The sequence below is a fragment of the Methylomonas subterranea genome (assembly GCF_024505185.1).
GTDB classification, from domain to species: domain Bacteria; phylum Pseudomonadota; class Gammaproteobacteria; order Methylococcales; family Methylomonadaceae; genus Methylomonas; species Methylomonas subterranea.
This window is the reverse complement of record NZ_JANIBJ010000026.1, coordinates 1-16,152: the sequence shown is the minus strand read 5'-3', so window position 1 is coordinate 16,152 and position 16,152 is coordinate 1. Positions and strand designations below refer to the sequence as shown.

At 54.6% G+C, this 16,152-nt stretch carries 14 protein-coding genes; 10 read left to right on the top strand and 4 right to left on the bottom strand.

Annotated elements, in window-relative coordinates:
- Window positions 1-3: 3 nt before the first annotated feature.
- Together NP590_RS13920 and ald are read right to left on the bottom strand one after the other, a co-directional pair.
- Window positions 4-1,134, bottom strand: a complete 1,131-nt coding sequence (locus tag NP590_RS13920; protein WP_256603118.1) for a response regulator — start codon at window positions 1,132-1,134, stop codon at window positions 4-6.
- 483 nt (window positions 1,135-1,617) lie between these two features.
- A complete protein-coding gene (gene ald, locus NP590_RS13915; RefSeq protein WP_256603117.1) occupies window positions 1,618-2,736 on the bottom strand; it encodes an alanine dehydrogenase in 1,119 nt (372 codons plus the stop codon).
- A gap of 217 nt (window positions 2,737-2,953) precedes the next feature.
- Here ald and NP590_RS13910 point away from each other — a divergent pair, with 217 nt between their 5' ends.
- The 3 genes from NP590_RS13910 (at window position 2,954) to NP590_RS20505 (ending at window position 7,468) form a co-directional block, all read left to right on the top strand.
- On the top strand, window positions 2,954-4,699 hold the full coding sequence (locus tag NP590_RS13910; RefSeq protein WP_256603116.1) for a bacteriohemerythrin: 1,746 nt from the start codon (window positions 2,954-2,956) through the stop codon (window positions 4,697-4,699).
- A 21-nt stretch (window positions 4,700-4,720) separates the two neighbouring features.
- Window positions 4,721-6,013: a response regulator c-di-GMP phosphodiesterase, NosR family gene (gene nosR, locus NP590_RS13905; protein ID WP_256603115.1), complete on the top strand. Its 1,293-nt coding sequence runs from the start codon at window positions 4,721-4,723 to the stop codon at window positions 6,011-6,013.
- 327 nt (window positions 6,014-6,340) lie between these two features.
- Window positions 6,341-7,468, top strand: coding sequence for a methyl-accepting chemotaxis protein (locus tag NP590_RS20505; RefSeq protein ID WP_305888690.1), 1,128 nt, complete (start codon window positions 6,341-6,343; stop codon window positions 7,466-7,468).
- A gap of 83 nt (window positions 7,469-7,551) precedes the next feature.
- On the opposite strand, the gene uvrD is transcribed toward NP590_RS20505, so the two are convergent.
- Window positions 7,552-9,720, bottom strand: a complete 2,169-nt coding sequence (gene uvrD, locus NP590_RS13890; RefSeq protein WP_256603114.1) for a DNA helicase II — start codon at window positions 9,718-9,720, stop codon at window positions 7,552-7,554.
- Between the two features lie 105 nt (window positions 9,721-9,825).
- Here uvrD and NP590_RS13885 point away from each other — a divergent pair, with 105 nt between their 5' ends.
- Window positions 9,826-10,092, top strand: a complete 267-nt coding sequence (locus NP590_RS13885; protein ID WP_256603112.1) for a YgaP family membrane protein — start codon at window positions 9,826-9,828, stop codon at window positions 10,090-10,092.
- A 48-nt stretch (window positions 10,093-10,140) separates the two neighbouring features.
- Here NP590_RS13885 and NP590_RS13880 read toward each other — a convergent pair whose 3' ends face one another.
- Entirely contained in the window at window positions 10,141-10,590 is a 450-nt protein-coding gene (locus NP590_RS13880; RefSeq protein WP_256603111.1) for an FxsA family protein, read from the bottom strand.
- A gap of 134 nt (window positions 10,591-10,724) precedes the next feature.
- On the opposite strand from NP590_RS13880, the gene cutA reads away from it, so the two are divergent.
- The 6 genes from cutA (at window position 10,725) to accC (ending at window position 16,125) form a co-directional block, all read left to right on the top strand.
- On the top strand, window positions 10,725-11,042 hold the full coding sequence (gene cutA / locus NP590_RS13875; protein ID WP_256603110.1) for a divalent-cation tolerance protein CutA: 318 nt from the start codon (window positions 10,725-10,727) through the stop codon (window positions 11,040-11,042).
- Complete coding sequence (locus NP590_RS13870; RefSeq protein WP_256603109.1) at window positions 11,024-13,243, top strand: protein-disulfide reductase DsbD; 2,220 nt, start codon at window positions 11,024-11,026, stop codon at window positions 13,241-13,243. The genes cutA and NP590_RS13870 overlap by 19 nt, the downstream gene beginning before the upstream one ends.
- Entirely contained in the window at window positions 13,240-13,788 is a 549-nt protein-coding gene (locus NP590_RS13865; RefSeq protein WP_256603108.1) for a TlpA family protein disulfide reductase, read from the top strand. The genes NP590_RS13870 and NP590_RS13865 overlap by 4 nt, the downstream gene beginning before the upstream one ends.
- A 78-nt stretch (window positions 13,789-13,866) precedes the next feature.
- Window positions 13,867-14,328: a type II 3-dehydroquinate dehydratase gene (gene aroQ, locus NP590_RS13860; protein ID WP_256603107.1), complete on the top strand. Its 462-nt coding sequence runs from the start codon at window positions 13,867-13,869 to the stop codon at window positions 14,326-14,328.
- Window positions 14,318-14,764: an acetyl-CoA carboxylase biotin carboxyl carrier protein gene (accB, locus tag NP590_RS13855; protein ID WP_256603106.1), complete on the top strand. Its 447-nt coding sequence runs from the start codon at window positions 14,318-14,320 to the stop codon at window positions 14,762-14,764. Before aroQ ends, accB begins: the two co-directional genes overlap by 11 nt.
- Before the next feature lie 17 nt (window positions 14,765-14,781).
- The gene (accC, locus tag NP590_RS13850; RefSeq protein ID WP_256603104.1) at window positions 14,782-16,125 is read left to right on the top strand and encodes an acetyl-CoA carboxylase biotin carboxylase subunit; all 1,344 of its coding nucleotides are present in this window, start codon (window positions 14,782-14,784) and stop codon (window positions 16,123-16,125) included.
- Window positions 16,126-16,152 lie beyond the last annotated feature (27 nt).

Genomic DNA, 16,152 nt, shown 5'->3' with positions numbered 1-16,152 from the left:
GCGTCATGCTGTCCGCAGCAATTGTCTTTGTTTTTCCACAATGCCGTGCAGGCGCAAGGCCAAATGGTTGTCCTTGACGAACAGCGTTTCAACCTGGGTAACCAAGCGGTCCACAATGGCGTGCAACTGCAATTCCTGACTGTCGGTCAGCGCCAAAAACACGAAAGCGTCTTCCATTTCTATCCGATGTTGTTCAATCAAATGTTCCAACTGGCTGTAATTTCGAGCCTGATTGGCCTCGATTTCGGCAATCAAATCCACCAGTTCCTTGACGCCCGCCATGCGGGCATTGGCCTGTTGCAGGCGCTCCTGTTCCATCACCATGGCATCTATCCTCACCCCGACGCCTTCGGCGATGATGGCCAAGTGATCCCGCAATCGTCCCATCAATTCGGCATCTTCGACATCCAGGCCGGTAGCCAACAGGGTAATATTGGGATAATTCAGGGCCAGGCGGTCACCGGTCTGGCTGATGCGACCCAGTTTGGCGGCATAGCTTAAAATCGACTTCTCCAGTTCGGTGCAGTTGGCATCGGAACGAAAAAAACACTCTTGGCCGGCACAATGCAGTTTTATCAAAACATGCAGGCCAAATTGATCCATGGTCTCCACCAACAACTGCCCCAGCGCCTGTAGCGACAGACACTGAAACGATGAACGCAGAAATTGCAGAACCAGCCCGGTTTCTCCCAGGCTGGACATGGCGGTAAAGGCGGTCTTTTGCGCATAGGACAATTGTTGTTGCAATTGGCGCTTTTGTTCCTCGGCCTCGATGGCGATTTCGACCTTGCGCAACAATACATCCTTGGCGGCATTTTTGGGGATGAAATCGTTACCGCCCGCTTCAAACGCCGCCAGCAAGGTTTCCAGGTCGTCATGGGCCGAGACGAAAATCACCTGAACCTCATCGTAGTTTTCGGCGCGCAGTTGGCGGCAGGTGTCCAGGCCGTTTTGTCCCGGCATTTCAATATCCAGCAAAATCAGATTGGGCCGCAGGTCCATGGCCGCCAGACAACCCGCGCCGCTGTCGAATTCGTGTACCTGATAGCCGTGACCCTGCAAATGATCGGACACTATCAGACGCTGCAAACTGTCATCATCCACTACAAAAATACAGAAGGGTCGGTCGGACATCGCATTCTCCGGAGTCATAAGGCAAGGACGGCTCGAACCGCCATCGGGGCGGCTATCATATCAACTTAGGAATCCGCCCAAAATAACTTCCGCATTCTGTTCTCTCCCGCCGGGCTAGGGCGAGGGATATAAATAGGGACGTTATTAGGGGCGGAATCCTTACCGACGACTGCCGCGCGAATGATGCGGCGAAACAAACCGAACTTGTCGATTTAGGCGAACTGAACAGGAATTGCGTTAAAAGTAAGCTTCTCCTTGGAAAGACCGAATCGCCGGGATTTATAAAAAACCCTCTGTCATCCTTAAAAAAGTGTGGGGGGTAATTATTCGGTCAAAAAGCGTAAAACAAGCGTAGGCTTAGATGCGACACGCTTCCGGTAAGCACGGTGGATGCGCGGGGCTTATCCCCCTACTCTCGGCAATCGCCGAATAGTTACAAGAGGTCTCTATTCAGCGCGCGGCAGCCATAAGCCATGTAGCGGCTCAGGCGGCGGCCGACAATTCCGGATAGGATTTGTAACGATCGGCCAGGGATAGTGCTTCCGCCACCGGCCGGCAGGTGATAAATCCCCCACGAGTATTTAACGCCTTGGCGAAGCCGGGTTCCTTGTCCAGGGCCGCCAAACCCAGATTCGCTAACTTCAGCACATAAGGAAAGGTTGCATCGGTCAAGGCCATGGTGGAGGTGCGGGGAAAAGCGCCCGGCATGTTGCTGACGCAGTAATGAATGACGCCGTGTTTTTCGTAGACCGGCGCCACATGCGTGGTGGCATGCGCGGTTTCGATACAACCGCCCTGGTCGATACTGACATCCACCACCACCGAACCGGGCTGCATGGTTTGCACCATGGCTTCGGTCACCACGTGCGCCGCCCGGGCGCCATGTATCAATACCGCCCCCACCACCAGATCGGCCTTGCGCACGTGCTCGGCAATGGCGGCCGGCTCGGAGACGATAAAGTCGATGTCGATGGAGATTTCGCGCTGCAATCTGGCGGCGTTTTCCGGGAACAAGCCAGCTACCGTCACATGGGCGCCCAGACCGATTGCGGTGCGGGCCGCATGACTGCCCACCACGCCGTCGCCGATAATCAACACATGTCCATGGCGCTTGCCCAGCACCGAACCCAGCATCACGCCCTTGCCGCCATTGCAGCGGGCCAGATAATGGCAACCCATTTGCACCGCCATATTGCCCGCCACCGCGCTCATGGGCGCCAACAAGGGCAAGCGGCCGTGTTCGTCTTCCAGGGTCTCGTAAGCCACCGCCGTGGTTTTTCCGCTTAATAAGGCCTCGGTGAGCGCTTTGGGCACGCCGGCCAAATGAAAATAAGTAAACACAATCTGTTGTTTCAGGTAAGCATATTCAGCCGCAACTGGTTCCTTTACCTTGATCACCAATTCGTTGTCCCAGGCCTGTTCGACGCTGACGATATCAGCGCCCGCGCGCTGATAATCCCGATCGCTAAATCCGGAACCCACGCCGGCGGACGTTTCAACGGACACCCGGTGCCCTTGGGCAACCAGGGTTGCGACGCCGGCCGGGGTCAATCCCACCCGGTATTCTTCGCTTTTGATCTCTTTGATCAGACCTACTTTCATGAAACGACACTCCTCATTGAGTCAATATGCGGCGACTGCGGTTGCCGCAGTATTGCCAAGCTACCTAATGCTGTCAATTACCGTATGGCGAAACAGTTTAATTCATCCTGGTTTATAAGTTGTGCCACTTGCGTGTATGATCCGAGTCTAACGGCAATCTCGCATGGGCATGCGTTGTTTGTTCCGCCGAATTCCGCACATTTTCAAAGTTAGTACTATGAGCATCATTACCTGGAATGACCAACTCAACGTCGGCATAGCCACCGTCGATCAACAACATCAAAAACTGGTTGAGATTCTCAATCAGCTGGATGAGGCCGTGGCCTTGGGTTACAAACACAAAAAAATCCTGCAACTGGTGGACGAGTTGATCGATTACACCCGCTACCACTTTCAGGAGGAAGAAGGTCTGATGTTGCAGCCGGCATACGATGCGGCCATGTATCAAAAGCATAAATCCGAACATGACGAATTCATCCGTAAAGTCGTCCGGGAGCGGGAAGCGGCAATCGACAATCCAGATGCGGTCTCCAATGAGTTGCTGGATTTTTTGGTCGCCTGGATCATGGACCACATTTTGTATTCGGACAAACAAATGGCGCTGGCGTTGAACCGGGCGCCGAACGTTAAAGATGACGAGCTGCGCAAACAACAGGCCGACATCATGCACAGCAACTTGTATGCGGCCTTGCGCGAGAGCGAAAAACGCTTCAAGGAACTGGCCGACCAGTTGCCGGCCCTGATCTGGATCACCAACAACCAACATGTACCCATCTTTTGCAACCGGTTTTGGGTGGAGACTTTCGGCCTGCCCAAGCAAAAGATCACCATGGACAATTGGCATAGCGCCATTCACCCGGCCGATATAGAGTTGGTGAAACAGGCTTACCAGAAGGCGAGCACCGAATATTGCGAGCAGCAAATCGAATACCGCCTGAACCGGGGCGAGCGCGGCACCTTTTGGATGCTGGAGAAAATCGTTCCGCGTATCCGGGCAAACGGCCATATAGCCGGCTTGATGGGTTTCGGCATGGATATCAGCCTGCAGAAGCAGGCGGAATCGCAACTGGAAATTTTGGTTGCCCAACGCACCCAACAACTGTGGGAAGTCAATCAACACCTGGAAGACGAAAAAAATCAACAAATTGCCCTGAACCAGCAATTAAAGGAAGTGCAAGGCCATCTGGTACAATCGGAAAAAATGGCCTCCCTGGGTCAGTTGGCGGCCGGAGTCGCGCACGAAATCAACAATCCGCTGGGCTATATTTATTCCAATCTCAACACCCTGAAGGAATATATTCAGGATTTGTTGAATATCGTCGAATCCGGACAACGGCTGGCCGATCATCTACCCGCCGACGACCCGGCGGTGCTGGAATTCAAACAACTGCAAAAAGCCGCCGATCTGGACTTCATGAAGGGCGACATTCCGGAGCTGGTCGAGGAAGCCATGGAAGGGGCAACCCGGGCCAAAAAAATCGTACAGGATTTGCGCGACTTTTCCCGCATCGACAAACAGGACAAAAGTCCGTTCGATCTGGAGGCCGGCATCGACTCCACCTTGAACATCGTCAACAACGAAATCAAATACAAGGCGGAAGTCGTCAAGGAATATGCCGGCTTGAAACCCTTTGTCTGCGTCGGCAGCCAGATCAATCAAGTGATTTTGAACCTGCTGGTGAATGCCGCTCAGGCGATAGACGAGTTCGGCAAAATACACATACGCACCGGCATGGAAGAGGACAGGGTGTGGTTCGAGGTGGAAGACAGCGGCAAGGGCATTCCGGAAGAGATCCGCGGCAAAATATTTGATCCCTTTTTCACCACCAAACCGGTCGGCAAGGGCACGGGACTGGGTCTGTCGCTGTCCTATAAAATAATCCAGGATCACCAAGGCGAAGTGGATTTACAATCCACCGTGGGCAAAGGCACTAAATTCAGAGTCTACCTGCCCAATATCTAACTCAATCCCGGGGCTAACGACATGAGCGAAACCCTCCAGACATCGCCGGCCACGCTGCTGTTTGTCGACGACGAACCCAACATACTCAAATCATTGAAACGGCTGTTTCGCGGCCCGGAATTCACCATTCTGACCGCTGAAAACGGCGAGGAAGGTTTAAAAGTCCTGAGCGAAAGCGCGGTCGATTTGATCATATCGGACATGCGCATGCCGCAAATGGACGGCGCGGAATTTTTATCCCGTGCCGCCGAAAGCTGGCCGGACACGGTTCGCATTTTATTGACCGGTTACGCCGACATGGAATCCACCATCGCCGCCGTCAACAAAGGCAAAATCTACAGTTATTGCAGTAAGCCCTGGGAAGACAACGAACTTAAAATCCTGGTCAAAAACGCCCTGGAACAAAAGCGCCTGCGGGACGAGCGCCAGCAATTGTTTGCCATTATCGAACAACGCAACCGGGAACTGAACGAACTTAACGAGCAACTGGAACACAAGGTGCAGCTGCGCACCGAACAAATCAGGCTTTCGCTGCAAAAGATAGACCTGGCCCATAACGAGTTGAAAAAACAGTTTGCCAACACCGTCAAAACCTTTGCCCGCATCATCGAAATGCGTCCAGGCATTAAAAGCGGCCATTCCAAATACATAGCCGAAAACGCCAGATCGATTGCGCAGCGCCTAAACATGCCGGACGATGACGTCAAGGATATTTTATACGCCGGCCTGCTGCTGCAAATAGGCAAAATCAGCCTGCCCGACGACTTGCTCAAACAACCCCTAACCGCCATGAGCACGGCCGGTAAAAAGCGCTTTCTCAACCACGGCCAGGAAGGCTGGAATTTATTGAGCGGCATAGATCAACTGAAAAATGCCGCCGAACTTATCCGCTACCAATACGAAAATTTCGACGGTAGCGGCGAACCGCACGGTTTGCGCGGCGGCCAGATACCGTTGGGCTCGCGAATCTTGGCGGTGGTGCGCGACTACATCAGCAGCCTGGACGGCTTTATCAACGGTAGCGTACTGAATACCGATAACGCCAAAAAGCGCTTATTGGCCAAAAAAGGCAGCCTTTACGATCCCGAGGCGGTTGACCAGTTTCTAGCCCTGTTGGCCGAATCCGAATCCGCCGATGAAAGACCGGTTATCGAAATCTCCTGGACTCAGCTACAGCCGGGCATGGAAGCGGTGGAAATCATTCACAACGGCATGTTGTATTTAAAGGATCAAATTTTAAGCCTGGGTCAGATCGAAAAAATTCTGGAAATGCGCAGACACAGCAAAGATCTGATTTTACGGGTACGGGTTTAGGGCTCGGGCCACCCTGGCCGATCCGCGTCATTTGCCGCCATACGCAAGACCGCTTGCGCCGAACACGGTCGGTGGCCGCGGAGGGATTTGCCGGACCCTGAATTTTTTGTGACGCGGCCAAAACTCCCGCCGACTCGATGCGCTATCGGCCTCGAAAAAATGTCATTTTCGGCTCTCCTGATGTAAGCTTATTATTACAATCTGTAATTCGGAGCCAGCCGTGTTTGCCACCTTGCCGCCATTGTCATCCTTGATGTTTTCAACATTTTCAGAATCCTCGGCTTTCGCCGCTTTTGCGCAACATTCGAACCTGGCGGAGCCTTGATTATGGCGTTTTCATTTTTCAACAATAAGCAACTGGAATCCCTGCAACAGGAACTGGCAAGCGCGCGGGAACGCAACCGGCAACTGGAGAACGAACGCGATCAGCTGTTACAGCAGTTAAAACAAAGCGATGCGGCCAAGTGCGCGGCGGAAACCGCGTTGAAGCTCAACCTCGACACTATCGGTTATCTGCAAAACTTCGGCCAGTCTCTGCTGAATACCCAGGGCAGTTTCCAAACCCTGGCCAATCAATTACGGAACGAAAAAAATAACGCCGTGGAAGCGCAAGGCATCTCGCTGACCAGCAGTCAGGCCATAGAACGCATCGCGAATAATTTAACCAATCTGGCGGATTCATCCAGCCATGCGGCGCTGCAGGCCGGTACGCTGGATCAAAGCTCCCGGGAAATCATAGGCGTGGTGCAATTGATTCGCGGCATCGCCGATCAAACCAATTTGCTGGCCTTAAACGCCTCGATCGAAGCCGCCCGGGCCGGCGAACAAGGCCGCGGTTTCGCCGTGGTGGCCGATGAAGTGCGCACGCTGGCCAAACGTACCGCCGAGGCCACCGACAAGATTTCCAATCTGGCCGAATCGATACAAATCGGCAGCGGCAACACTCGCGAACAAATGTACACCTTGGCCGAGCAATCACGGATGTTCAGCGAAGAGGGGCACCGGGCGACCGCCACCATGCGGCAACTGGTGGATTTTTCCCACGTCATGGAACAAGTGGTTGCCGCCTCGTCGCTGCGCAGTTTTTGCGAACTGGCCAAGGTCGATCATTTGATCTACAAATTCGAGGTCTATAAGGTTTTGTTTCATTTATCGCCAAAAACCGCTCAAGACTTTGCCCAGCATACCGAGTGCCGGCTGGGTAAGTGGTATTACGGCGGCGAAGGCAAAAGCTGCTTTTCCCAACTGCCCGGCTACGGCGATATCGAACAACCGCACATCGCGGTTCACGCATCCGCCCTTGGCGCGCTGAAAGCCCACGCCGAGGCCGACACGGCTTCCATGTTATCGCACATCGGCAATATGGAGGAAGCCAGTCTTTTGGTGCTGGCAAATCTGGAAAAAATGGCGCTAAGCGCGGAAAAAAATCCCAGTATCTTGTGCCAAGCGCATTAGTAAAGACTCTGCCGCGCGGCACCGTGTACTCCCTGGCGGCCAAAATGCCGCCGATACGGCTGGCGACGATGGGAGGCAAACTGCTAAACCACCTCCAGCTTGGCATAGGACAGCATCAGCCATTTGATGCCGGCGTTGCGAAAGTTGATTTGCACCCGCTCCTGGTCGCCGTCGCCCTCGGTTTGCAGTACCACGCCTTCGCCGAATTTCTCATGCCTGACCGACTGCCCCATGCGGTACTTGGCGGATTTTGCATGCAAACTGTTCAAGGAGGCGCTGTTGCCGGCAACCGGTCGGCTGATATTGGCGCGCAGGCGGATTTCCCGCAGGGTCTCCGGTGGAATTTCCCGCAAAAACCGTGACGGAGCCGGGTAATTGTCCTTGCCGTACAAGCGGCGGGATTCGGCATGGGTCAGATAAAGCTGCTCCCTGGCGCGGGTAATGCCGACATAACACAGCCGGCGTTCTTCCTGCAGACGGCCGGCATCGTCGGTGGCTTGCTGGGAGGGAAACAGACCGTCCTCCATGCCGACCATGAACACCAGTTTAAATTCCAGGCCCTTGGCCGAATGCAAGGTCATCAATTGCACGCAGTCTTCATCCACATCGGCTTGCATGTCGCCGGCTTCCAGGGCAGCATGGGTCAGGAACATATCCAGCTCGCCGAGATTTTCGTCGTTTTGGCTGTCGTAGTCGAACAGGCGGGCGGCGTTGACCAACTCTTCCAGATTTTCCACCCGGGTTTCGCCCTTGTCCTGCTTTTCCTTTTTATATAGTTCGATCAGCCCGCTTTTTTCGACGACCAGTTTGACGGTTTCGTACAAGGCCAAATCCTGTGTATCCGCGCCGAGTTGCAGGATCAATTGCATGAAACCTTTCAAAGCCGAACTGGCGCGCGGCGGCAGACGGTTTTCCGCCAGCATTTTTTCCGAAGCTTGCCACAAGGACAGGCTTTGCTCGCGGGCCAATAGACGCATGTCGTCCAGGGTTTTGGCGCCGATGCCGCGGGTTGGGGTGTTAACCACCCGCTCAAATGAGGCATCGTCATCGTGATGGCTGGCCAAGCGCAAATAGGCCAAGGCGTTTTTGATTTCCATGCGCTCGAAAAAACGCAAACCGCCGTATACCCGATAGGGCACGCCGGTGGTCATCAGACGTTCCTCGAATTGGCGGGACTGGGCGTTGGAACGGTACAAAATCGCCGCGTCGCTGCGCAAACCGCCGTCCTTGATCCATTGGCGGATTTTTTCCACCACGAAGTAGGCTTCGTCCTGTTCGTTGAAGGCCGAATATAGCGATATGGCATGGCCTTCGCCGGCCTCGGTCCAGAGTTCCTTGCCCATGCGGGCTTCGTTATTGGCAATCAGGGTGTTGGCGGCCTTTAAAATATGCCCGGTGGAACGGTAATTTTGTTCCAACCGCACCACCTGGTGTTGCGGGTAATGTTTCTGAAAGGCGAAAATGTTTTCGATTTTGGCGCCGCGCCAGCCGTATATCGATTGGTCGTCGTCGCCGACCACGAACAGATTGTTGTTGCCTTCGGTCAACAGCCGCAGCCAGGCGTATTGTATGGTGTTGGTGTCCTGGAACTCATCGACATGCACTTGTTGAAAGCGTTGTTTATAAAAGCTCAGCAAGTCTTCGTTATCGCGCAGCAGCTCGTGGGCGCGCAGCAGCAGTTCGGCAAAATCCACCAGACCGGAACGGTCGCAAAGTTCTTCGTAGGCTTTGTACACCGCCAGCATTTGCCGCTGATAAAAATCGCCGCTTTCGGCCATGTAGCGGGCGCGTATGCCTTCTTCCTTTTGCGCATTGATGAACCATTGCACCTGCTTGGGCGGCCATTTGCTGTCGTCGATGTTCATCGCTTTCAGCAGGCGCTTGACGATACGCAATTGGTCGTCGCTGTCCATCACCTGAAAATTGTCCGGCAGTTTGGCCTGCTTGGCATGCTGGCGCAACAGCCGATGCGCCAGACCGTGAAAAGTGCCTATCCACATGGAGCGCGCGGAAATATTCAATAACTCTTCCACCCGACCGCGCATTTCGTTGGCGGCCTTGTTGGTGAATGTTACCGCCAGAATGTTTTGCGGCGAAATGCGGTTGATTTTTATGTGCCAGGCGATACGGTGCACCAGTACCCGTGTCTTGCCGCTACCGGCGCCCGCCAGCACCAGCATGGCTTGCTCCGGGGCGGACACCGCCAGCCGCTGAGCGTCGTTTAATGAGGCAATAATTGAGGAGACATCCATTTTTTGTTTGCAGATTTCAATCAGCTGTGTATATTTGCGGCCTCTATATAAAGGAAAGCCTTAAGTCAGGATAATAAAAACAATAGTACACAGAGAGGGTTGGAAATGAGTTTCGATTATAAACGCATGATTAAGTTTGAACACAACGTGGGGGCCAAGGACAAGAAAATTCGCCTGTATGCGGGCGTGGCATTGTTGGCCGTGTCTTTATTTACCGCCAGCATCATCTTGCTGCTGGTAGGTCTGGTGTTGGTGGCCACCAGCTATTTCGGCTGGTGCCCTGCCTATTCCGGTTTCGGTAAAAACAGCCTGGAAGCCGGCGAGGCCGAGGCGGCAGCCGCTCCGGCCGAGTCCGAAAGCGACAGCGAATAAAATCGTTCGGCCATCCGGATTTTCGTCGGCAATCCGGATGGCCGACTTTCAATCGCTGTCTTGCTTTCTATATTCCCCTTCAATGACGTCCGCTTCCGGACCGCCTGATTGCCGGAAGTTGCCACCGGCTCCCGTCACCAATAAATGATTTTCTATCACATATTGAGCAAATTTACGGCGCAGGTCTGGAATCAGGCAAGCAAAGCCCAACGCGTCGGTAAAAAAACCCGGCGTCAGCAGCAAGGCGCCGCCGACCAGTAAAATCGGCCCTTCTATCATTTCATAGGCGGGAATCGCACCCTGGGCCAGATTGGCCTGAAAACGCTGCCAGGTGGCGAAACCTTGCCGACGCAACAACCACGCTCCCAACCCGGCGGTAAATACCACCAGAAAAACGGTCGGCAACGCGCCGATTATTCCTCCGACCTGCAACAACAGGTAAATCTCCACGAAGGGAACGAGCAAAAAAAACAAAAACAGTATGCGCATGGCTTTCATGAGGGGATGCTAAGGGGTGGCTGACGCAACAGTTTAACCGATTTAAAGCTGCGTTTTCCTGGTTTACGCCGATTGAGCGATAATGTTCGGTCTGCTTAGCCCCGCATTCCCTTGAACGACCCGAGAAGAGCCGCATGCACCATTTGATTTATTGTACCTGTCCGGATTTGGAAACCGCCGAGCGGATAGCCCGCCACCTGATTACCGAAAAGCTGGCGGCCTGCGTGAATATTTTGCCGGGCTTGCATTCCATTTACCAATGGCAGGGGCAAATCGAAACCGCGCGGGAACATTTGCTGCTGATCAAAAGTCCAGAGGCCCGCTACGAAGCGGTTGAAGCCGCCATTAAAACCCTGCACCCTTACCAACTTCCCGAAATCATTGCAGTCGCGATTGAACGCGGCTCCGCCGAGTATTTGAAATGGATAGACTCATGTCTGCATACCCACTGATTCTGTTTTGCCTGTTGTCGCTGATTTTCCAGCCGGCCCTGGCCTTGACCGGCGAGGAGATTTTGCCGGCCGACCAGGTTTTTAAATTAAGCGCCGCCGGACAATCCCGGCAACAACTCGAACTGGAATGGCAAATCGAACCGGGTTATCACCTGTATAGCGATAAGACCAAGGTTGAATCCGAATCCGCCGGCATTCAAATAGGCGCCCTGCAAATGCCGGCGGGCACCGTGGAGCATGATGCGGTTTTCGGCGAGATGAGCGTTTACCGCGACAGCCTCAAACTCACCGTGCCCTTGGACAATCCCGCCAACCTGCCCCGCGTCGAGCTGTTGGTGAAATACCAGGGCTGCGCGGATATTGGCGTGTGTTATCCGCCGCAAAAAAAGCGCGTCGTGGTGGAATTGCCGGAAACCCCGGCGACCGGCGCGCCCGATGCCGTCAAGCAATTTTTCGGCGGTTTGAAAAATCTCGCTTCCAGCCTGTCTACGGACGAATTATTGCCGCCCGAGCAGGCCTTTCAATTTTTCGCCAGCCTGAAAGACGAACATACCCTGCATGTCAGTTGGCTGATTGCCGACGGCTATTATCTTTACCGGCACAAGCTGGATTTGCGTCTGGACGATACGACCAAGACCCAATTGGCCAAATTGCCGTTACCGACGGGGGAAGAGCATCTGGACGAAGAATTCGGTCGGGTGGAGGTCTACCGGCATGAACTGAGTCTGGACCTGCCCTTGCAAAGGCAAACGCTGGCGGCGGAAACCATAGAGCTGACGGCGAAATTTCAGGGTTGCGCGGACCGTGGGGTGTGCTATCCGCCCATGACGGACAAAGTGGTGTTGCAATTGCCTGAAAGCAAAAACCCCGCGCCGGTTATTTCCGCGGACGCGAATGCCGAGGCATCGGAGCAGGACCAAATCGTCAACGCCCTGAAAAGCGATAGCCTGATATTGACCCTGATCAGCTTTTTCGGCTTTGGGGTGTTGTTGTCGCTGACGCCCTGCGTGTTTCCGATGATACCGATTTTGTCCGGCATCATCGTCGGACACGGCCACCAAATCGGTACCCGCAAGGCCTTTTTGCTGTCCGCCAGCTTCGTATTCGCGTCCGCCCTGATGTACACCGTGTTCGGCATCTTGGCGGCCCTGTTCGGCAGTAATTTACAGGCCACTTTTCAAGAGCCCTGGGTGATTGCCGTGTTTGCCGGCCTGTTTGTGCTGTTGTCGCTGTCGATGTTCGGTTTTTACAATTTGCAGATGCCGGCGGCGATACAGTCGAAATTGCATAACTCCAGCGACCTGCACCGGGACGGCTCCTATTGGGGAGCAGGCATCATGGGCGCCCTGTCGTCCCTGATCGTCGGTCCTTGCGTGGCGGCACCGTTGGCGGCGGCCTTGATCTATATCGGCCAGACCGGCGACGTGGTGCTGGGCGGTTCGGCCTTGTTCGCGATGGGCTTGGGCATGGGCTTGCCGTTGTTGCTGGTGGGCGCTTCCGCCGGCAAATTGCTGCCCAAGGCCGGCGACTGGATGAACGCCACCAAGGCGGTATTCGGCGTCATCATGCTGGCGGTGGCCGTGTGGATGCTGTCGCGGATTTTACCGGCCGCCGTCACCATGTTGCTGTCGGCCATGTTACTGATCATTCCTGCCATCTATTTGAATACCTTGGAACCATTGCCGCAGCCGGCTTCCGGCTGGAAAAAATTGTGGAAGGGCGTTGGCCTGATGATGTTGCTATTTGGCGTATTACAGCTGATCGGCCTAAGCGCCGGCAACACCAATCCCCTGCAACCCTTGATCGGTTTGGCGGTTGGCGGTGAAACGCCCGCCCGGACGGGCCTTCAATTCAAGCGCATCGGCACCATGGCGGAATTGGAACAGACGCTTCAGCAAGCCAAGGCCAATAATCAATGGGTCATGCTGGATTTCTATGCCGACTGGTGCGTGTCGTGCAAGGAAATGGAGGCTTACACCTTTACCGATGCCCAAGTGCGGCGCCAGTTAAAGGATTTTGTCTTGATTCAGGCCGATGTCACCGCCAACAACGCCGACGACAAGGCCTTGCTGAAACGCTTCAGTCTGGTCGGCCCGCCGGGCATCATTTTCTTCGATCCGGCGGGACTGGAGCGCGCTAACAAGCGGGTGATCGGTTATCAAGATGCCGCCACGTTCGTCAACACCTTAAATCGCTTATGAAATCCACCATAGCCATGCTACTGGTGGCGGCCTTGGCGTTGAGCGCCGGAATGTTGCTGCAACAAAAAGCTAAGCTTGCCGGCGCGGCCGACGCGCGGAGTCCGGCGCTGCAATTCGGCTTTCCCGACCTGGACGGGCAAATTCAAGACGTGGCGCAGTGGCGCGGCAAAATTTTGCTGGTCAACTTTTGGGCCACCTGGTGCCCGCCTTGTTTGAGGGAAATTCCGCAATTCATCAAGTGGCAGCGGGAATATCGCGACCGGGATCTGCAAATCGTCGGTATCGCCCTGGACGACCAATCTTCCGTTGCCGAATATCTGCGGCAGATGAAGGTCAATTACCCGATGCTGATCGCCGGCGATGAAGGCGGCGCCTTGGCCTATCGCTTGGGCAACATTATCAACGCCGTGCCGTTTAGCGTCGTCGTCGACCGGCAAGGCAGGATTGTGCATCGCCAACCCGGCGAACTGACCGAGGCGCTGTTTTCGGAGACCGTGGCGCCGCTGCTGGCCCCCGAAAATTCGACAAGTCGGAAATCGCCATAAAAAGCGGGTTTATCTGGACAAAAACCCGCAAATTAGGCAGAATTCGCGCTTCAAAATTCTTGACCGTTTTATATTTGCATGGCGACCATTTCCGTTCTCAACGGCCCCAATTTGAATCTGTTAGGCGTGCGGGAGCCGGGTCTGTATGGCAATAAAACCCTGCGGGATATTCAAACCAGTCTCGAACAGCTAGCCGCGACGCTCGGCCATGATTTGGATTTTTTTCAAAGCAATGCCGAGTTCGAAATCATCGAGCAAATCCACCAAGCCTACGGCAATGGTGTCGATTTCATCCTGATCAATCCGGCGGCATTTACGCATACCAGCGTGGCGATACGCGACGCCCTGTTGGCCACCAAAATTGCATTCATTGAAGTACATTTGTCCAATGTGCATGCCCGCGAAGCCTTCAGGCGACATTCCTACTTCTCGGATATCGCCGTCGGCGTTATCTGTGGCCTGGGAGCCCGCGGTTACGAACTGGCTTTACAAGCCGCTCATCAGATTTTACAAGAGAGAACTCAGAACAATGGATATTAGAAAAATAAAAAAGCTCATCGATCTTATCGAGGAATCCGATATTGCTGAGATTGAAATAAGCGAGGGAGAGGAATCGGTCAGAATCAGCCGATATTCCGCCGCCGCGCCGATCCAATATGCCGCCGCGCCGGTTGCCGCTCCGGCGGCGGTTGCCCCCGCCAGCGCCCCCACCGCCGCCGCACCCGCCGAGGAAAAAGTCAGCGGCCACGTGGTCAAGTCGCCCATGGTCGGCACCTTTTACCGTTCCGCATCGCCAGGCTCCCCTTCGTTTGTGGAAATCGGACAATCCGTTTCGGCCGGACAAACCTTGTGCATCATCGAGGCGATGAAAATTCTCAACCAGATCGAGGCCGACAAAAGCGGCACGATCAAACAAATATTGGTTGAAAATGCCCATCCGGTTGAATACGGCCAACCTTTATTCATCATTGAATAACGGGCCGGGTGACGCTTATGTTTGAAAAAATTGTCATCGCCAACCGGGGCGAGATCGCATTGCGCGTATTACGTGCCTGCCGTGAGCTGGGCATTAAAACCGTCGCGGTATTTTCCGAGGCCGACCGCGACTTGAAACACGTGCGTCTGGCGGACGAAGCCGTCTGCATCGGTCCCGCGCAGTCCTCGCATAGCTATTTGAACATACCGGCCATCATCAGCGCGGCGGAAGTGACCGATGCCCAAGCCATTCATCCGGGTTACGGCTTTCTGTCCGAAAACGCCGATTTTTCCGAAAAAGTCAGCCAGAGCGGCTTCGTCTTCATCGGCCCGAAACCCGAAACCATCCGCATGATGGGCGACAAAATCTCCGCTAAAAAAGCCATGCTGGAAGCCGGCATCCCCTGCGTGCCCGGCAACGGCGACCCCTTGTCCAACGATGACGACGCCAATCTGAAAATGGCCCGGGAAATCGGTTATCCGGTCATCATCAAGGCGGCCGGCGGCGGCGGCGGCCGTGGCATGCGAGTGGTGCATACCGAAGCGGCGCTGGTCAATGCCATCGAATTGACCAAGGCGGAAGCCATGTCGGCATTCGGTAACGGTACGGTCTACATGGAAAAGTTCCTGGAAGACCCGCGCCATATCGAATTTCAGGTGCTGGCCGATTCGCACGGAAACGCGATTCACTTGGGCGAACGCGACTGTTCCATGCAGCGCCGTCACCAAAAGGTGGTGGAAGAAGCACCCGCCCCCGGCATTACGGACGAACAACGCAAACAGATGGGCGAACGTTGCGCGCAAGCTTGCGTCGAGATCGGCTACCTGGGCGCGGGAACCTTCGAATTTTTATATGAAAAAGGCCAGTTTTTCTTTATCGAAATGAACACCCGAGTACAGGTGGAACATCCCGTCACCGAAATGATTACCGGCTTCGACATCGTCAAGGAACAGCTGCGGATTGCCGCCGGCCTGCCCTTGTCCGTCACGCAAGATCAGGTGCGCTTCACCGGTCACGCCATCGAATGCCGCTTGAATGCGGAAGACCCCAAAACCTTCATGCCCAGCCCCGGCTTGATCGAGCAGTTCCACATGCCGGGCGGACCGGGCATCCGTTGCGAAACCCATATCTACAACGGTTACAAGGTACCGCCTTATTACGATTCCATGATTGGCAAGCTGATCGCGCACGGCGATGACCGCAATAGCGCCATTGCCCGCATGAAAACCGCCCTCAGCGAAATGGTGATCGACGGCATTAAAACCAACATCCCCCTGCAACAAAGCATAATGGCCGATTCGGCTTTTGCCTTGGGCAGCCAAAACATCCATTATCTGGAAAAGAAACTGGGTATTCATTAATACGGCAAGGTGCGCGCCGGCATGGCG

Bases quoted from the DNA above. Each gene is read 5' to 3' on its own strand.
- NP590_RS13920 (WP_256603118.1), bottom strand. From the start codon at position 1,134: ATGTCCGACCGACCCTTCTGTATTTTTGTAGTGGATGATGACAGTTTG.
- NP590_RS13870 (WP_256603109.1), top strand. From the start codon at position 11,024: ATGTCTGCATACCCACTGATTCTGTTTTGCCTGTTGTCGCTGATTTTC.
- uvrD (WP_256603114.1), bottom strand. From the start codon at position 9,720: ATGGATGTCTCCTCAATTATTGCCTCATTAAACGACGCTCAGCGGCTG.
- ald (WP_256603117.1), bottom strand. From the start codon at position 2,736: ATGAAAGTAGGTCTGATCAAAGAGATCAAAAGCGAAGAATACCGGGTG.
- accB (WP_256603106.1), top strand. From the start codon at position 14,318: ATGGATATTAGAAAAATAAAAAAGCTCATCGATCTTATCGAGGAATCC.
- NP590_RS13910 (WP_256603116.1), top strand. From the start codon at position 2,954: ATGAGCATCATTACCTGGAATGACCAACTCAACGTCGGCATAGCCACC.
- accC (WP_256603104.1), top strand. From the start codon at position 14,782: ATGTTTGAAAAAATTGTCATCGCCAACCGGGGCGAGATCGCATTGCGC.
- nosR (WP_256603115.1), top strand. From the start codon at position 4,721: ATGAGCGAAACCCTCCAGACATCGCCGGCCACGCTGCTGTTTGTCGAC.
- aroQ (WP_256603107.1), top strand. From the start codon at position 13,867: ATGGCGACCATTTCCGTTCTCAACGGCCCCAATTTGAATCTGTTAGGC.
- NP590_RS13865 (WP_256603108.1), top strand. From the start codon at position 13,240: ATGAAATCCACCATAGCCATGCTACTGGTGGCGGCCTTGGCGTTGAGC.
- cutA (WP_256603110.1), top strand. From the start codon at position 10,725: ATGCACCATTTGATTTATTGTACCTGTCCGGATTTGGAAACCGCCGAG.
- NP590_RS20505 (WP_305888690.1), top strand. From the start codon at position 6,341: ATGGCGTTTTCATTTTTCAACAATAAGCAACTGGAATCCCTGCAACAG.
- NP590_RS13885 (WP_256603112.1), top strand. From the start codon at position 9,826: ATGAGTTTCGATTATAAACGCATGATTAAGTTTGAACACAACGTGGGG.
- NP590_RS13880 (WP_256603111.1), bottom strand. From the start codon at position 10,590: ATGAAAGCCATGCGCATACTGTTTTTGTTTTTTTTGCTCGTTCCCTTC.